Raw genomic sequence first — 17,008 nt, forward strand, 5'->3', positions numbered from 1 at the left:
GGGTCACTTCTCACTTCCGCATGATCGACGGCTCCTGCCGGCGCAGCAGGGCCAGCACGGCGACGGCCAGCACCACCGCGAGCGCGACCAGCACGGCCAGCGCGAGCAGCCACCCGGCCCGCTCCTGCCGGAACATCGGGTCGGCGGTGATGTCGTTCGGCAGCACGGTGTGCAGGTCGACGGTGCGGGCCATCGCGGACAGGCCCCAGCGGGAGGGCACCAGCCAGGCGAACTGCTCCAGGCCGGGTACCCCGTGCAGCTTCAGCATGGCGCCGCTGAACACGATCTGCACCACGGAGAGCAGCACCAGCAACGGCATGGTCGCCTCCTCCTTGCGGACCAGCGCGGAGACCAGCAGGCCGAGCATCATGGCGGAGAAGGAGAGCAGCGCCACCGCGATGATCAGCTCGGCCAGCGGTGGCAGCAGGACGCCGCTATGCACGGTGACGCCGGTGGGCAGCGCGGGGTCGAGGTCGACGCCGGCCAGGCCGACCACGGTCAGCACGGCGGCCTGGGCGACCGTGATGGTGCCGAGCACCACCACCTTGGAGACCAGATAGGCCGAGCGGGACAGCCCGACCACGCGTTCTCGCTGGTAGATCGGCCGTTCCTTGACGATCTCGCGCACCGCGTTGGCGGAGCCGGTGAGCAGGCCGCCGATGCAGAGCGTGAGCAGGATGTTGAGCGCGTTCTGGGAGGAGATGCGGCTGCCCGCCATCGCCCGGCACATCACGCCGATCAGGAACGGCAGGGCGATCATCACGGTCAGGAACAGCCGGTCGGCGGCGAGCACCGCCGTGTAGCGGCGGATCAGCGTGCCGAGCTGGGAGAACCAGCCCTGCGGCTGCTCCGGCCCGATCGCGTCACCCGGCGCGGCGGGAGCCGGCACGGGCCGGGCGGGCGGCAGCGCCTCGGCGGCGACGTACCGCTCGTACTGCGGGGACTCCCGGAACCGGCGCTGCCAGGCCTCGTGGTCCTCGTTCTCGAAGGCCTCGAAGGCCTGCGGCCACTCGGTGAAGCCGAAGAACGGCAGCGCCTCGGCGGGCGGCCCGTAGTAGGCGGTGCGGCCGCCGGGGGCGAGCACCAGCAGCCGGTCGCAGACGTCCAGGCTCAGCACGCTGTGGGTGACCACGACGACGGTGCGCCCGTCGTCGGCCAGTCCGCGCAGCATCTGCATCACCGAGCGCTCCATGCCCGGGTCCAGGCCCGAGGTCGGCTCGTCGAGGAAGAGCAGCGAGGGCTTGGTGAGCAGTTCCAGGGCGACGCTGACGCGCTTGCGCTGGCCACCGGAGAGGCTGGAGATGACCAGGTCGGCGCGGCTGTCCAGGCCGAGTTCACGGATCACCTCGGAGACCCGGGCCTCGCGCTCCTCCTTGGCGGTGTCGCCGGGGAAGCGTAATTCGGCGGCGTACGACAGGGCGCGGCGGACGGTCAGCTGGGTGTGCAGGATGTCGTCCTGCGGGACGAGGCCGATCCGGCGGCGCAGCTCGGCGTAGTCGCGGTAGAGGTCGCGCCCGTCGTAGAGCACGGTGCCCTCGTCGGCGGGGCGCAGCCCGGTGAGCGCGTTGAGCAGGGTGGACTTGCCGGCGCCGCTGGGGCCGGCGACGGCGAGCAGGGCCTTCTCGGCGAGCGGGAAGGAGACGTCGTCGAGCAGCACCCGCCGGTCGGGGCCGACCCGCACCACCAGGCCCTGCACATTGAGCGAGATCTCGCCGGTGTCGGTGTACTCGACCAGTTCGTCGCCGGAGAGGCAGAGCGCGGAGTGGCCGATGCCGACGATGTCGGCGGGGCCGACCGGCGCCCGCTGGACGGGGCTGCCGTTGAGGTAGGTGCCGTTGTGGCTGCCGAGGTCGGCGATCTCGTGGCCGCCGTCGGGCAGGGTGCGCAGTTCGGCGTGGTGGCGGGAGACCACCAGGTCGTCGAGGACGAGGTCGTTGTCGGGCGCGCGGCCGATCCGCACCGTCCGGCCGGGCAGCCGCAGGACGGCGCTGGGGCGGCGGAAGGTGCCGGAGACGCGTGGGGCGACCAGCGAGGGGCGCTCGTCGGCGGAGGGGGCGGGCAGGCCGGCGAAGGTGGCGGACGGGCCGTCGGCGGCGTTGCCGAACCGCAGCCGGGTGCCGGGGCCGATGTCCTCGGAGCTGATCCGGCGGCCGTCGGCGAAGGTGCCGTTGGTGCTGCCGACGTCGTCCAGGTGCCAGCGGCCCCCGGTGGTGCGCAGTACGGCGTGGTGCCAGGAGACCCGGGGGTCGTCGAGGACGATCTCGCTGGTCGGGTCTCGGCCGACGTGGTACGCCCGGCACGGGTCGATCAGCTGCGAGTCCGTGTCGGTGACGAGTACCAGGGGCGGCGCGGCGGGCGCGCCCGGGCGCTCTCCCATGGTTCGGAGTCTAGTCCGGCGGCGGCCCGGGGGCGTCCGGGGGCATCAGGGGCGTCCGGAGGCCGTCACATACCGTCCGTCCGGTCCGATAACACAGAATTGGACTGGACCACTGGATCGCCGCCGGGGACTGCCCTATCGTTCGGAGTGATCTGCACGGTCGTCCGGGGCGCTCCGCACGACCCCCTCCCACGCCCCGGGGTGAATCGATGAGTGTCTGGCCGCAGTTGCGCGACACCCGGACCGTCAGAGCCGGTTCCGCCCCCGGCACGGTGCTCCGCTGCGGCCTCGCCGACACCATGTTCGCCGACCTCTCCGTCTCGGTCGTCCTCTTCTTCGAGCGCGCCCTGGACGAGGACCGCCTCGCCGCCGGACTGGCCCGGGCGCTGGAGCGCGTCCCGGTCTTCGCCGGCCGACTGCGCACCGTGGACGGCGTGTTGGAGGCGGTCTGCGACGACTCCGGTGTTCCGATGGTGAGTTACCGCGTCGACGGCACGCTCGCCGAGTCCATGGGCCGGGTCACCGCGCCCGGCGCGCAGCACGTCGACCCGCTGGACGCCCCGGCCGCCCGCACCGGCGGCGGACCGCTGTTCGCCGTGCGGGTGACCCGCACGGGCGACGGCGGCACCGTGCTCGGCTGCTCCTGGCACCACGCGATCGGCGACCTGCACAGCTTCGCGCTGCTGCTGCGCGCCTGGTCGGCGGCGGTCGAGGGCGAGGAGCTGCCGGAGGTCGAACTCGTCGAGGACCAGGACGCGTTGCTCGACCGGGTGCTGCCCGCCGAGGACTGCGGCCGGCCCGGCTTCCGGGTGCCCGGGCCGGACGAGCGCGCCGTTCTGGACCGCGAGGTGGCGGCCGGACCGCGCGCCAACCGCACCGTCCAGCTGTACTTCGGCGACGCCGAGATAGCCCGGATGTGCGAGGAGTTCGGTGCGGCGGCCGGGCGTCGGATCTCCTCCGGCGACGCGGTCTGCGCCCATGTCGCGCACACCCTGCGGGAGGTGGACGGCGACCGGGAGACCCGCTGGCTCACCGTCCCGGTCAACGTCCGACGCCCGCTCGGCCTGTCGGCCGCCCTGGTCGGCAACCTGCTCGGCGACATCCACCTGCCGTACGCGCCGCAGGACGGCCCGGCCGCCCTCGCCGGGGCGCTGCGCACCGCCGTCCTGGGGTACACCGAGGAGCACCTCAACCTGCGCGCCAATCTGCGCTTCCTGGCCGAGCTCGGCCGCCCCGGGCTGGGCGACTGCGTGCCGCTCGGCTTCGACCCGCAGCAGCGCCGGATCAGCTTCTCCAACTGGAGCCGCTTCGGCCTCTACGACGCGACCTTCCAGGGGCAGCGGCCGGTGTTCTTCAGCCCGGCCGCCAACTACCCGATCCCGTGGGTCTGCTGGACCGTCGAGGGCTTCGGCGGCACCGGACTGCTCACCACGGCGGTGCTGCCGGCCCGGCTGGCCGCACGGCTGCGCGGGACGGAGGGGCGGGCCGCACTGCACCGCTACCGGGACCCGTCGGACGAGCTGCCGAAGCTGCTGGAGGCCGTGCCCCGGGTGCTCTGAGCGCGCCCCGGGAACGCCACCGGGGGCGGCCGCAACGACCGCCCCCGGTTCATGTGCTGACGATGGATCACTTCATGACGGCGCGCAGCGCGTGCCGCAGCTGCTCCCGGTCCGGCTGGAGGGCCCGGTCGAGCGCGGGGGCGAACGGCAGCACCGTGCCGTCCGGCCGGGTGATCCGGCGCGGCGGGGCGATGAGCCGGAACTCCTCGGCGGCGGTGGCCAGGACCTCCGCGCCGATCCCGCAGCTGCGGTTGGAGTCGTCGATCACCACCAGCCGCCCGGTGCGCTCCAGCGAGGCGCCCAGCGCGTCCCAGTCGAACGGGTACAGCGTGCGCGGGTCGAACACCTCGACCGAGATCTCCCCGGCGAGCTCCTCGGCCACCGCCAGCGCGTCGTGCACCAGGTGCCCGACGGCGACCAGGGTGACGTCCGTGCCGGGGCGGTGCACCCGGGCGCTGCCGAGCGGGATCGGCGCCAGCTCCCAGGTGACGGTCTCGCGCACCGGCAGCGCGGCGGCCGGGGCGAAGACCACCACCGGGTCCGGGTCCTGGATCGCCGAGCGGAGCAGCCCGTAGGCGTCCGTCGGCGTGGCCGGGACGACGGTCTTCATCCCGGCGTGCGCGAACAGGCTGTACGGGTGGTCGGAGTGCTGGCCCGCCCAGCCGTCCCGGGAGCCGGAGCCGGGCACCAGGCAGGTGAGCGGGACGCCCGCCTGGCCGCCGCTCATCAGCGAGAACTTGTGCGCCTGGTTGACGAGTTGCTCGAAGACCAGGAACAGCAGCGAGGGGATCTGGAACTCCAGCACCGGCCGCCGGCCGGCCAGGGCCGCGCCGAGCGCCATCGCGGTGAACGCCTGCTCGGAGAGCGGGGTGTCGACGATCCGCTCCGGCCCGAACCGGTCCAGCAGGCCGAGCGTGGGCCCGGCCATCCCGGCGCCGATGTCCTCGCCGAACACGCAGACCGCCGGGTCGCCGTCCAACTCGTCGGTCAGCGCCCGGTTGAGCGCCTTGGTGTAGGACAGCCTCATGTCACCGCCCCCGCCCTGGGCCGCAGTCCGGAGGCGTACAGGTGGTCGGCGGCGCCGCCCGGGTCCGGGTGCGGCGAGGCCAGCGCGAACTCCTCGGCGGCCGCGAGTTCGGCGGCCACCTCGGCGTCCAGGGCGGCGGCGCGCTCGGCGCCGATCGCGGCGGCGGCCCGGGGGAGCGGGTCGCGCTCGCGCCAGGCGGCCACCTCCTCGGGGGTGCGGTAGTGCAGTTTCATCCGCCGTTCCATGGTGTGGTGGCCCTCGAAGCGGTAGGTGCGGCACTCCAGGAAGCCGGGCCCGTCGCCGGACCTGGCCCGGGCGACGGCCTGCTCGGCGGCGGCCCGGACCGCCTCGGTGTTCATCCCGTCGACCTCGGCGGCCGGGATGCCGAAGGCCGCCGCCCGCCCGGTCGCGCTGCCCGCGACCGCGGTGCCGGCGGGCAGGGTGGTGGCGTAGCCGTTGTTCTCGCAGACGAAGAGCACCGGCAGCCGCCACATCGCGGCGAGGTTGAGCGACTCCAGCAGCACGCCCTGGTTGAGCGCGCCGTCGCCGAAGAAGGCGACCGCGACCGCGTCCGAGCCGGCCTGCCGGTCGGCCCAGGCGGCGCCGACCGCGATCGGCGCGCCGGCGCCGACGATGCCGTTGGCGCCGAGGATGCCCAGCCGCAGGTCGGCGGCGTGCATCGAGCCGCCGCGGCCGCGGTTGGAGCCGCCGACCCGCCCGGCCAGCTCGGCCAGCAGCCGGGCCGGTTCGAGGCCCCGGGCCAGGACGTGGCCGTGCCCGCGGTGGGTGGAGGCGAGCCGGTCGCCGGCCCGCAGCGCGGCGCAGACGCCGACCGCGACGGCCTCCTGTCCGATGTACGGGTGGATGCCGCCGGTGATCACCCCGGACTTCACCAGGTCGAGCCCCCGCTCCTCGAAGGAGCGGATCAGCCGCAGCATCCGGTAGCGCCGCTCGGGCGTGTCGAGTGCGGCGACGGCGGGTGCCGTGGTCGTCACAGGGTGCCCCGCCACACGGTCGGGCAGAAGTCCGGGTCGGCGTAGTCGGGGCGGTCGTCGGCGGTGCGGCGCACGAGCACGTCGTGGTTGTAGACGACCGTCCCGCCGTCCGGCCGGGCGGCGCGCCGGTAGGTGTTGGCGCCGTCCTGGAGGTGCAGCGAGACCGCCCGGCGCGGGTGGGAGGCCAGGTTGGGGCCGCTGCCGTGGTAGGTGAGGCAGTGGTGGAAGCTGACGTGGCCGCGCGGGATGATCATCGGGATCTTGCGGACCTCGGTCCCGTTGTACGCCGCGTTGGCGTCCAGGATCGAGTCCAGCTCGGAGTTGTCGCGGTCGGCGAAGTGCCGGGTGGAGTCCTCCTCGGAGGGCAGCTCCTTCCAGCGGTTGCTGCCGTCCACCATGGTGATGGTGCCGTTCTCCTCGGCGCAGTCGTGGAACGGCAGGAAGGCGGTGAGCATCCGCTCCGAGGTCGAGGTCTGCCAGTAGTGCTTGTCGAAGTGCCACGGCACCTGGTTGCTGGGCTCGCCCGGCACCGGGGGCTTGTAGATGAGGGTGGCCTGGAAGATCCGGATCTCCTCGGCCTCGGCGAGCAGCGCGGCGACGGCGCCCAGCAGCGGCTTGCGCAGGATCGCGCCGATCGCGTCGCTCTCGTAGTGCACGTAGTCGTTGTGGCGCTGGACCGGGCCGTGCGAGGGCTCCCAGGAGGCCAGCCGCGGTGGGCGGACCGGCAGGGTGCGGTCGCGCTCGCCGGCGTAGTACCGCTCGGTGGCGGCCTGGAGGGTGTCCAGCTCCTCGTCGCTGAACAGCTTGCGGGACAGGTACCAGCCGTGCTCCAGGTAGCCGGCCACCTCCTCGGGGGTGGGCAGCAGGGCGCGCTCGGCCTCGGTGAGCTGGAAGCCGGGTGTGGCGGGTGCGGTGGTCATGGGGGACGGGCCTCCTGTGGTGGTGAGGGCTCGGGGGGTGGGCACGCCCTAGACGGAGGCGGCGGCGCGCTGCCGTTCGACGGCCTCGTAGAGGGCCTTGATGTTGGCCGTGCCGAAGGTGCCGGCTCCCTGGCGCTCGATCAGCTCCACGAAGTACGTCCGGCGGGGGTGCGTGGAGCGGGCGAAGATCTGGAACAGCTGTCCGCCGTGGTCCTGGTCGACCAGCACGTCCAGTTCGCGCAGCGTCTCCACCGGGATGGCGGTGCCGCCGAGCCGCTCGGCGAGCGCGTCGTAGTAGGTGCCGGGGGTGGTCAGGAACCCCACGCCGCGCGCGCGGGCGGTGCGGACGGCGGTGGCGATGTCACCGGTGCGGAACGCCAGGTGCTGGACGCCGGCGCCGCCGTGGTCGGCGAGGAAGGTGTCGATCTGGCCGGGCCGGCGCGTGGTGTCGGGCTCGATCAGGGTGAAGGTGACCTCGCCGGAGGCGCTCTGCACCACGCTGGAGTCCATCGCCTGCTCGCCGACCTCGATGTACTCGCCGAAGATGCGGTGCATGCCGAGCGCGGCCTCGCAGAACTTCACCGCGTCCGCCAGCTCGCCGGCCGGCAGGCAGATGGCGGCGTGGTCGAGGGCGTCCAGCAGCCGCGGGGCGTCGCCGTCGGCGGGCTCGGGCGCGGGCGCCTCGGGGACGAACCGCAGGGCGGTGTCGCCGAAGCCCGCCACCAGCCCGCCGGCCCGGTCGAGCACCCGGGCGCCGTGCCGCTCGGCGCGGTCCAGGGCGGCCTGCGGGTCGGGGCAGGAGAGCGCGAGGGCCGCGACGCCCTCGCCGTGCCGGGCGGCGTAGCGGGCCACCGGGTGTGCCGGGTCGGTGGCGGAGCGCAGCAGGAAGCGGATGCCGCCCTGGCGGACCAGCAGGGTGCGCGCGCCCGCGGACTCGGCGGCGGCGAGCTGGTCCGGATCGGGTGTCGCGGCGGTGAAGCCGTAGTCGGCGCAGAGCCCGGCCGCGGCGGTGTCGGCGTCGGCGCAGTGGTACTCGACGTGGGCGATGGACTGGATGGACAACGGGATCTCCCCGGGGGATGGCGAGTTGACGAGTGGCCTGGCACTGAAGTCCGGGCCGCCGTGCCGGTGGGCGTCAGCGGGCGGACGGGGTGGAGGCGGGCTCGAAGATCAGGCTGAGGTTGTGCCCGCCGAAGGCGAAGGCGTTGCTCAGGGCGGCGGTGAGCGGGACGGTGCGGGCCGCGCCGCGGACGTGGTCCAGGTCGCAGGCCGGGTCCGGCTCGTCGAGGTTGACGGTCGGTGGAAGCGTCCCCCGGGCCACCGCGAGTGCGGTGACCGCCGCCTCCAACGCGCCCGCGGCGCCCAGCAGATGGCCGGTGGCGCCCTTGGTGGAGCTGACCGCCGGGCGGTGCCCGCCGAAGACGGCGTTCAGCGCGGCGCTCTCGGCGACGTCGCCGAGCTTGGTGCCGGTGCCGTGGGCGTTGACGTAGCCGATGTCGGAGGGCGCCAGGCCCGCGTTGGCGAGTGCGGCGCGCATCGCGTCGGCGGCGCCCGCGCCGTCGGGCCGCGGCATGGTCGGGTGGTGGGCGTCGGTGGAGGCGCCCCAGCCGGTGAGGTCGGCGTAGCCGGCCGCGCCGCGGGCGGCGGCGTGCTCGGTGCTCTCCAGTACCAGGACGGCGCTGCCCTCGCCCAGCACGAAGCCGTTGCGCCGGCTGTCGAAGGGCCGGCTGGCGTCGGCCGGGTCTTCCCAACCCGAGGACAGCGCACGGGCGTTGGTGAACGCGGCGGCGATCGTCGGGTGCAGCGAGGACTCGGTGCCGCCGCACACCACGACGTCCGCGTCGCCGGAGCGGATCAGCCGCAGCCCCTCGGCGACGGCCTGGGCGCCGGCCGCGCAGGCCGTCACGATGGCCGTGCTGAAGCCGCGGATGCCGTGCTTGATGGCGATCCGGGCGGTGGCCATGTTGGAGAGCATGCCGGGCAGCAGGTAGGGGCTGACGCCGGGCCGGCCGCGCTCCACGCGCCGCAGGGACTGCTGCTCGAAGGTCTCCAGGCCGCCGCCGCCGGTGGCCAGCACCACGGCGGTGCGGTGCGGGTCGGCGTCCTGGCCGACGACCAGGCCCGCGTCGGCGAGCGCGTCGTCGGCGGCGGCCAGGGCGAGCAGGACGAAGCGGTCCACGCAGCGGGTCTCGGTGGGCGGCAGCACCTCGCGGCCGTCCACCGCCGGGGCGACGCCGGCGGCGGTCAGCCAGCCGTGGGCGGCGTGGCCCTCGGGCAGGGCGCGGATGCCGCTGCGGCCGGCGGTCAGCGCGTCGAAGACCTCGGCGGGCTTGCGGCCGAGCGGGGTGACCATGCCGATGCCGGTGACCACGGCGCCGGGCCGGCGGGCGGCGCTCATGCGCCGGCCCCGGCGGCGACCGAGTCCAGGTAGCGCTGGCGCAGCAGGACCTTGCGGACCTTGCCGGTGGGGCCGAGCGGGATGTCCTCCCCGGCCACCACGACGACCTGGCGGACGGTGGCCGCGGCGGCCTCGTCCAGGGCGGCGGTGACGGCCTTGGTGCGGTCGGCGGCCGGGTCGGCCCCGGCGGCCAGGACCAGCAGCACATCGGTGACCACCCGCTCGCCGTCGCGCACCGCGACGACCGTGCAGTCCAGCACGTCGGGGCAGGCGGCCAGGACCCGCTCCTCCGACATGGCGGTGAACAGCCGCTTGCCGTCGCCGAGTTCCACCGAGTCGACGGCCCGGTCGACGTGGTAGTAGTAGCCCTCCTCGTCCCGGTACATCAGGTCGCCGGTGAGGAAGCGCCCGCGCAGCCGGGTGCGGTAGGTGGTGGTCGAGTCGTTCCAGTAGCCGAGCGCCAGCGTCGGTGAGTCGGTGGCGAGTTCGCCGACCTCGCCGGGGCCGAGCGGTTCGCCGTCCGGGCCGACCAGCTCGCAGTCGACGAAGGCGTGCGGGCGCCCGACGCAGCGGCCGTAGCGCTCGGTGTCCGGGCCGTGGGTGATGAAGAAGTGCGAGTGGCCCATCTCGGTGGAGCCGAGGCCGTCCACGAACAGCGAGCCCGGCACCCGGATCCGGCCCTCGCGGGTCACCGACTCGCGGCTGCCGGCGGCGACCAGGCGGCGGATGTGCACCTCGTGGGCGCAGTCGCCGGTGTTCCACCAGAGCGCGACCGAGTCCAACTCCCGGGCGGCCAGGTCGTGGTGGGCGAGATCGGCCCAGGTGGCGGCGAAGCCGATCACGCCGCTGGGGCGCCACTGCTCGATCGCGTCCAGTACGCCGGCGCCGGACTGGCTGGAGAGCACGGCGAGTTGGGAGTGCGAGGAGAGGGCGAGGTTGACCGCGATCAGGGTGGCGGCGTGCGGGGCGGGCAGCGCGCTGAGCATCCGGTCCTGGCCCTGCGGGCGGGGCAGCCGGGCGCGGTGGCGGATCGCCGCGTACAGGCTCGCGTGCGAGTGGACCACGGCCTTGGGCATGCCGGTGGTGCCGGAGGAGTGGGTGATCGCCACCGGGTCGCCGGCCCAGTGCCGGTAGGGCTCGGGAGCGGCCTCGGGGTCGCCGGTGCCGAGCGTGGAGATCTCGGGCAGCGCGGGGGCGCCGGGCTCGTGGCCGGCCAGCGCGGCCAGGTGCGGCGCGTCGGCGAGGATGCCGACCGGGCCGAGCTTGGCGATGTAGCGGGCGGCCCGCTCGCCGTCCAGGTTGGGGTTGAGCAGCGCGGGGACGGCACCGAGGCGGGCCAGGGCGAGGAAGGCGAGCACATGCTCGGCGGCGTCGCTCGCGTACACCACCACCGGGTCGCGCCGGCCGATGCCGAGGGCGTGCAGGGCGGCGGCCCGGGCGCGCACCGCGCGGTCCAGCTCGGCGAGGGTGAAGGGCTGCCAGGCGGCGTGGCCGTCCACCGGGGTGTCGAAGGTCAGCAGCGGCTCGTCGAGGCCGAGGCCGAGTGCGAGGCGGCTGGTGAGGACGTTTCCGGCGCCGACGGCCGGATCGTCGGCCAGCCGGGTGCGGATACTGCGGATGCTCACGGGGTGGATCCCTCCCGGGGTGCGGGCGTGCGGGGCGTGCTGCGGCGGGACGCGGCGGGTGGGGGACCGTTCGCGCCGGTGGTGCGCAGGGGTGGGGCGGGGGCGGCTGTGCGGTGGAGCCGGGTCGGTCGGGTGGGCGGGGGTCGAAAGGCGTTCAGGCGGGTTCGGGCCGGGTTCAGACGGTGGTGACCAGCAGGGCGACGGCCCGGTCGGTGGCGGCCGGGTCGCCGGGGCCGTCGCCGCCGTCGGCCTGCTCGGCGGCGATGACCAGGACGTGGTCGGCGTCGCCGTCGGCGAGCAGCAGCTCCGCCAGGTCGAGCGCGTCCTGCGGGACCCGCCCGGGTGGCGGGGCCTGCGCCGGACTGATCGCCACCACCGGGCCGGTCAGGCCCCAGCGGGCGGCGATGTGGCCGAGGACGGCGTTCGGGTTGGACTGGAAGAACAGCAGCGGGGGCATCCGCCGGGTGGTGTCGGCGGCGGCCTCGTCGATGGCGCGGGCGGTGGCGCGGTCGCCGCTCGCGCTGGCCAGCAGCAGCGCGGTCCTGCGGCCGCGGTCGCCGGCCGCGCCGCGGTGGGCCCGCAGGCAGCGTTCGGCGGTCTCGGCCACCAGGGGGTTGAAGGTGGAGGCGGCGAAGCCGGGCAGCGGCGGGAGCGGCTCGGGGCCGCGGGCGTCGGGATCGGGCCAGGCGGCCTGGGCGAGGATGCGCAGCGCGGTCATCGGGCGGCCACCAGGAGTGCGGTGTTGGCACCGCCGAAGGCGGAGTTGAGGGTGAGCGCGTAGCGCGGCCGGGCGGCGCGCGGGCCGTCCAGCACCAGGTCCAGGCCGATGTCCGGGTCCGGGCCCAGCCAGCCGGCGTTGACCGGCAGCAGTCCCTCGGCCAGCGCCCCGATGGTGACGACGAGTTCGAGCAGCGCCGAGGCCTCCAGGGCGTGGCCGTGCACGGCCTTGCTGGAGCTGACCGGCAGCCGCGCGGTGTGCGCGCCGAAGACCCGGTGCAGTGCCTTGGCCTCGGCGAGGTCGGACATCGGCGAGCCGGTGCCGTTGGCGTTGACGTAGCCGACCTCGTCCGGCTCGATCCCGGCCCGCTCCAGCGCGGCCAGGACGGCGCGCGCCACGCCCTCGCCCTCGGGTTCGGGGCGGCAGACGTGGTGGGCGTCACCGGACCGGCCCCAGCCGGCCAGCCGGGCCAGTACGGGCGCGCCGCGCCGCCGGGCCTCCGGTTCGGCCTCCACCAGGACGGCGGCGGCGGCGTCGCCGAGCAGGGTGCCGGTGCGCCCGGCGCTGAACGGGCGCAGCTCCCCGTCGCGGGCCAGCGCCCGGCCGGCGTCGAAGGCGGCGTGGACGCCCGGCTCGACCAGGTGCCCGGCGGCGACCAGCACCCGGGGGTGGCGGCCGGCGGCGACCAGCGCGGCGGCGTCGGCGACGGCGGTGGCCGCCGCGACGCAGGCGCCGGTGTAGGTGCGGGTGACCCCGGGCGCGCCCCAGCCGGCCGCCACCCCGGCGGCGACCGCGGCGACGGTGGCCCGGGTGCGCAGATCGCTGTGCAGGGCGAGCAGCACGGGCGGGCCGGCGTCGGGGGCCGCCGGGTCCAGGCCGGCCCGGCGGCAGGCCTGGCCGACGGCGGCGAGCACGGCGTCGGCGAGCGGCGGCGGCTCGGGCAGCAGCGCGGCGCGGACGGTGCGGCGCGCCGAGACGTCGAACCGGGTGACCGCGGCGAACGCGGCCTTGCCGTGGACGACGGCCTCGGTGAGCGCGGCCGGTCCGTCGCCGGCCGCGCTGAGCACGCCGACGCCGGTCACCACGGGCCGGACGGCGGGCGGGGCATGGCGGTTCATGGCCGCGCGGCCCCCGCGGTGGCTTCGGCGGTGGAGCCGGCGGCCGCGAGCACGGCGGCCTGGAACACCGCGACGGCGTCGTCGACGGTCCGGACGGCCTCGAAGGCGTCGTCGTCGAGGTCCGGCTCGATGCCGTAGCGCTGCTCGAACTCGGCTATCAGCCAAGTGAGTTCGAGCGAGCCGAGTTCCTCGGGGACGTCCTCGGGGGCGCGCTGGCCGAACGCCGCGAGCATGGCCAGGACCTCGGCCCGGTCGGGGCGGACGAGGTCGGTCACGCCGGGCTGCCCGAGGCGGCGGTGGCGGTGGCGGCGGCGATCCGCGCGGCGACGTCGGCGGTGAACTCGTCGAGCGTCATCAGCGCGGTGGTCTCCATCTCGTCGAGGTCGAACTTGACCCCGTACTCGTCCTCGACCTGGACCGAGAGGTCGGCGAGGGCGAGCGACTCCAGGTCGAGGCCGGCCGGGCCGAGGTCGGTGTCGCCGGTGACCTCGGAGACGTCGTACTGCATCTCGGCCAGCGCGGAGAGGACGAACGCGCGGATGCGGTCCTGCATGGTGGGCTCCTTGTGCTGCCCGGGCGCGTGCGGCGCCCGGGGTGGTCGGGGAAGGGAACACGGCCCCGTCGGGGCGGTCCGGCGGTGCTCGGGCAGCGGTCGGCCGAGGGTGCCGGGGGGTGAAGGGTGTACGGCCGGGCGCGCCGGGTCGCGGCGCGGGGGTCAGCCGGCGGCGGCGCGCAGGGCGGCCGGGTCGCGCAGCAGCTTCCCGGTGGCGGTGCGGGGCAGTTGCGGGAGGAAGGCCAGCCGGCGCGGCCGCTTGTAGGCGGCGAGCTGCCGGGCGAGGCCGTCCTGGACGAGTGCCTGGTCGGCGCCCTCCTCGGCCGAGAGGTAGGCCTCGATGGCGCCGTCGTCGAAGACCACGACGGCCTCCCGGACCTGGGGGAGCGCGGCGAGGGTCTGCTCGACCTCGGTGAGGTCGACCTTGAGCCCGCCGATCGAGACCTGCGAGTCCCGCCGGCCGAGGACGGTGACCAGGCCGGTGTCCGGGTCGAGGACGGCGGCGTCGCGGGTGTGCAGCCAGCCGTCCGCCCAGCGGGTCGGGTCGTCGAGCCCGGGGTAGGGCGAGGCGGGGGTGCCCAGGTGGAGCTCGCCGCCGACGAGCCGCAGTTCCATGCCGTGCACGGGCCGCTTGGCCGGGTGCAGGGTGCCGTCGAGGTCGGTGGCGATCACCCCGGTCTCGGTCATCCCGTACATGGTGCCGAGCGGGACGCCGTAGCGCGCGGTGAACGCGGCGGACAGGCCCGGGCGGACGAGCTCGCCGGCCACCACCATCCGCCGCAGCTGGGGCAGTTCCGGTGGGTCGGCGGCGCCGGCCAGCAGTTCGGCGTGGAACGGCACGCCGATCACGGTGGTCGGGCGGCCGTCGGCGGCGACCGCGCCGAGGATGCCCGCCGCCGTCATCCGGTCCGGGACGGTGAGCGGGGCGCGCGCGTGCAGGCTGTTGAGCAGCCCGCCGACCAGGCCGAGCACGTGCACCACCGAGGAGAGCAGGACCACCCGCTCGCCCTCGCCGGGGAACGCCGTCAGCCTGCGGTAGCAGTCGAGTTCGCGGATCAGGTCGCCCGCGGTGCGGGCGATCACCTTGGCCGGGCCGGTCGAGCCCGAGCTGAGCTGGACCAGCGCGTGGCCGGTCCCGGCGGGCCGGCCGGCGGGCAGCCGGACCGGGACCGGGTCGACCAGCGAGTAGCCGCGCAGCGCCGCGGCCGCGGGCCGCGAGGCCGAGCCGACCAGCACCTGCGGGGCCAGCCGCTCGACCGCCAGCTCGACCTCGTGGTCGGTCAGCCGGTGGTCCAGGAGGGAGACCTGGGCCCGCAGTTGCCAGGCGGCCAGGAGCACCGCGACGAAGCCCAGTGAGGGCGGCAGCCGGAGCGCGGCGGTACCGCCCGGGCCGAGGCCGGCCGCGGCCAGCCGCTCGGCCTGCTCGGCGACCAGCGCGCGCAGGGCGTCGCGGTCGACGGGCGTGCCGAAGCGCAGGCACTCCTCACTCCCGGGACCGGCCAGCAGCACCCGGTCGACCCAGTCGGCGGGAGCGTCGGCGTGCGGGGGTGAGGCGGGCGGCGGTGAAGAAGGGGAAAAGCCGGTCAACGCCACTCCACACGTAAGGAGGTTTGTCATGGACACTTGGACGATGTTCACGTGTCGTCAACAAGCAATACGTCCAATTCCGTTGCCAGACCATTGCACAGACGATTGGTCAAATCAAGGTCTATACCAATGTGGTGCAGACCTCCTACGCTGCCGATCCGTGGACCGGTCCGAACGCGGCCGGTCCGGGAACGAGGACGCCCGTGGCACCACTCACGCTGGCCGGGACAGAACGCGCCGCACGCGAGCAACTCGCGCCGGAAATCTGGGACTTCATCGAAGGCGGAAGCGGCGCTGAACGCACCCTGGCGGCCAACCGGGAATTGTTCGGACGCTATGCGTTCCGCCCTCGCACGCTCGTCGACGTCTCCGGCTGCACGCCCGCCGTCGAGTTGCTCGGCAGCACGCTGCAACTTCCGGTCGGAATTGCCCCGATGGCCTACCACCGGCTGGTCCATCCGGACGGCGAAACCGCGACCGCGCGGGCAGCCGGAAAGGCCGGCGCGCTGCTGGTGGCCGGAATCTTCGCCAGCCGCACCCTGGAGGACATCGCCGCCGCCGCGAGCGGCCCGCTCTGGCTCCAGCTCTACTGGCTGCGCCGCCGCGACGCCCTCGCCGCCCTGGTGGAGCGCGCCGATGCGGCCGGCTTCACCGCTCTGCTGCTCACCGTCGACGCCCCCCGGATCGGCCGCCGGCTGCGCGATCTGCGCAACGGCTTCGCCGTCCCCCCGGAGATCCGCGCGGTCAACCTCGACCCCGCCCTGATGACCGCCACCCACCGCGCCGACCACGGCAGTTCGGGCATCGCCGAGCACGCCCGCGAACAGTTCGACCCCACCCTGACCTGGGCCGACCTCGCCTGGCTGCGCGAACGCAGCCGGCTGCCGCTGGTCCTCAAGGGCATCCTGACCGCCGAGGACGCCCGGCGCGCCGCCGACCACGGCGTGGACGCGGTCGTCGTCTCCAACCACGGCGGCCGCCAACTCGACGGCGCGCTGCCCGCCCTGGCCGCCCTCCCCGAGGTCGTCGACGCCCTGCCGCCGCACATCCCGGCGCTGCTCGACGGCGGCGTGCGCGGCGGCGCGGACATCGCCGTCGCCCTCGCCCTCGGGGCCCGCGCCGTCCTGGTCGGCCGCCCCGCCTTCTGGGGCCTGGCCACCGGCGGCGAAGCCGGCGTCGGCCGGGTCCTCGACCTGCTGCGCGACGAACTGGAGCACACCATGGCCCTGTTGGGCCGCCCCACCGTCGCCGACCTGGACCGCACCGCCCTCGCGCCGTGGCCCGGCTGACCCCTTCGCGCGCGCACCACCCCCGACGGAACGACCGAAAGACCGACACCATGAACAGACAGGACGCCTTCCCCGGCTGGGACTGGGACGACCCGGACGGCCTCGCCGGACAGCTCGACCGGTTCAGCGCCGACGTCGCCACCTGCCGGAAGCTGGAACCCGCCGCCGGCGGACTGCCCCACGACCACGCCGACTTCACCGACCTCGGCATCACCGGCCTGGAGTTCGCCGCCTTCCGCACCGAGCACCCGGCCGGTCTCGGCACCGACCTCACCGCCCTGCGCGGCCCGGACACCACCACCGAACCCGGCACCCTCTACCGGGTCGACGGCGACCGCTGGTTCACCCAGCTCGACATCGCCGAACCGCTGCCGTTCGCCGACGCCAGCGTCGACTGGGTCTACGCCGAGCACCTCATCGAGCACGTCACCATGCCCGTCGCGGTCGGCTGGCTGCGCGAGGCCCGCCGGGTGCTGCGCCCCGGCGGCGTCCTGCGCATCACCACCCCCGACCTGGCCCGCTACCTGGTCGGCTACGCCACCGGCGACGGCTTCCTGGCCAAGCACCGCCGGCGCCTGACCACCATGGGCTTCGGCCCGCCGATGCCGCAGCGCCCCGCCTTCCTGGTCAACCAGATCTTCCGCTACTACGGTCACCAGTGGATCTACGACCTGGACGAGCTGCGCCACGTCCTGACCCTGGCCGGCTTCGAGGACGCGCGGATCCGCCACTGCGCCTACCGCGAGGGGGCCCGCGCCGACGTCGCCGACCTGGACACCGCCTTCCGCACCGACGAGACCATCTACGTCGAGGCCGACCGCTGACGCGGCCCCGTCCCGAGG

At 75.2% G+C, this 17,008-nt stretch carries 15 protein-coding genes; 3 read left to right on the forward strand and 12 right to left on the reverse strand.

Annotation, left to right across the window (positions count from 1 at the left end; translation table 11 throughout):
* Positions 1-10: 10 nt before the first annotated feature.
* Positions 11-2,377 carry an FHA domain-containing protein gene (locus ACFZBX_RS09155; RefSeq protein WP_391532430.1) on the reverse strand — a complete coding sequence of 789 codons (2,367 nt, stop codon included), beginning with the start codon at positions 2,375-2,377 and terminating at the stop codon, positions 11-13.
* Between the two features lie 209 nt (positions 2,378-2,586).
* Here ACFZBX_RS09155 and ACFZBX_RS09160 point away from each other — a divergent pair, with 209 nt between their 5' ends.
* Positions 2,587-3,936, forward strand: a complete 1,350-nt coding sequence (locus ACFZBX_RS09160) for an acyltransferase (RefSeq protein ID WP_391532431.1) — start codon at positions 2,587-2,589, stop codon at positions 3,934-3,936.
* Between the two features lie 67 nt (positions 3,937-4,003).
* On the opposite strand, the gene ACFZBX_RS09165 is transcribed toward ACFZBX_RS09160, so the two are convergent.
* The 11 genes from ACFZBX_RS09165 to ACFZBX_RS09215 form a co-directional block, all read right to left on the reverse strand.
* Positions 4,004-4,963 carry an alpha-ketoacid dehydrogenase subunit beta gene (locus tag ACFZBX_RS09165; protein WP_391532432.1) on the reverse strand — a complete coding sequence of 320 codons (960 nt, stop codon included), beginning with the start codon at positions 4,961-4,963 and terminating at the stop codon, positions 4,004-4,006.
* Entirely contained in the window at positions 4,960-5,958 is a 999-nt protein-coding gene (locus ACFZBX_RS09170; protein ID WP_391532433.1) for a thiamine pyrophosphate-dependent dehydrogenase E1 component subunit alpha, read from the reverse strand. Before ACFZBX_RS09170 ends, ACFZBX_RS09165 begins: the two co-directional genes overlap by 4 nt.
* Positions 5,955-6,878 (reverse strand): phytanoyl-CoA dioxygenase family protein, encoded by a 924-nt coding sequence (locus tag ACFZBX_RS09175; protein WP_391532435.1) that lies wholly within the window; start codon positions 6,876-6,878, stop codon positions 5,955-5,957. Before ACFZBX_RS09175 ends, ACFZBX_RS09170 begins: the two co-directional genes overlap by 4 nt.
* A 48-nt stretch (positions 6,879-6,926) precedes the next feature.
* A complete protein-coding gene (gene hppD / locus ACFZBX_RS09180) occupies positions 6,927-7,940 on the reverse strand; it encodes a 4-hydroxyphenylpyruvate dioxygenase (protein ID WP_391532436.1) in 1,014 nt (337 codons plus the stop codon).
* A gap of 73 nt (positions 7,941-8,013) precedes the next feature.
* Positions 8,014-9,276, reverse strand: coding sequence for a beta-ketoacyl-[acyl-carrier-protein] synthase family protein (locus tag ACFZBX_RS09185; RefSeq protein WP_391532437.1), 1,263 nt, complete (start codon positions 9,274-9,276; stop codon positions 8,014-8,016).
* A complete protein-coding gene (locus tag ACFZBX_RS09190) occupies positions 9,273-10,901 on the reverse strand; it encodes a class I adenylate-forming enzyme family protein (protein ID WP_391532439.1) in 1,629 nt (542 codons plus the stop codon). Before ACFZBX_RS09190 ends, ACFZBX_RS09185 begins: the two co-directional genes overlap by 4 nt.
* Positions 10,902-11,076: 175 nt before the next feature.
* On the reverse strand, positions 11,077-11,619 hold the full coding sequence (locus tag ACFZBX_RS09195) for a beta-ketoacyl synthase N-terminal-like domain-containing protein (protein WP_391532440.1): 543 nt from the start codon (positions 11,617-11,619) through the stop codon (positions 11,077-11,079).
* Complete coding sequence (locus ACFZBX_RS09200) at positions 11,616-12,737, reverse strand: beta-ketoacyl synthase N-terminal-like domain-containing protein (protein ID WP_391532441.1); 1,122 nt, start codon at positions 12,735-12,737, stop codon at positions 11,616-11,618. The genes ACFZBX_RS09195 and ACFZBX_RS09200 overlap by 4 nt, the downstream gene beginning before the upstream one ends.
* Positions 12,734-13,012, reverse strand: a complete 279-nt coding sequence (locus tag ACFZBX_RS09205) for an acyl carrier protein (RefSeq protein ID WP_391532442.1) — start codon at positions 13,010-13,012, stop codon at positions 12,734-12,736. The genes ACFZBX_RS09200 and ACFZBX_RS09205 overlap by 4 nt, the downstream gene beginning before the upstream one ends.
* The gene (locus ACFZBX_RS09210; RefSeq protein WP_391532444.1) at positions 13,009-13,290 is read right to left on the reverse strand and encodes a phosphopantetheine-binding protein; all 282 of its coding nucleotides are present in this window, start codon (positions 13,288-13,290) and stop codon (positions 13,009-13,011) included. The genes ACFZBX_RS09205 and ACFZBX_RS09210 overlap by 4 nt, the downstream gene beginning before the upstream one ends.
* A 162-nt stretch (positions 13,291-13,452) precedes the next feature.
* The gene (locus ACFZBX_RS09215; RefSeq protein ID WP_391532616.1) at positions 13,453-14,883 is read right to left on the reverse strand and encodes a class I adenylate-forming enzyme family protein; all 1,431 of its coding nucleotides are present in this window, start codon (positions 14,881-14,883) and stop codon (positions 13,453-13,455) included.
* A 197-nt stretch (positions 14,884-15,080) separates the two neighbouring features.
* Between ACFZBX_RS09215 and ACFZBX_RS09220 the strand changes: the two genes are divergently transcribed.
* Both ACFZBX_RS09220 and ACFZBX_RS09225 read left to right on the forward strand, forming a co-directional pair.
* A complete protein-coding gene (locus ACFZBX_RS09220; protein WP_391532445.1) occupies positions 15,081-16,166 on the forward strand; it encodes an alpha-hydroxy acid oxidase in 1,086 nt (361 codons plus the stop codon).
* A 50-nt stretch (positions 16,167-16,216) separates the two neighbouring features.
* A complete protein-coding gene (locus ACFZBX_RS09225; protein WP_391532447.1) occupies positions 16,217-16,990 on the forward strand; it encodes a class I SAM-dependent methyltransferase in 774 nt (257 codons plus the stop codon).
* The last annotated feature ends 18 nt before the right edge of the window (positions 16,991-17,008 follow it).

Origin of the sequence: Kitasatospora sp. NPDC008115 (assembly GCF_042957205.1) — a bacterium.
Classification (GTDB): domain Bacteria; phylum Actinomycetota; class Actinomycetes; order Streptomycetales; family Streptomycetaceae; genus Kitasatospora.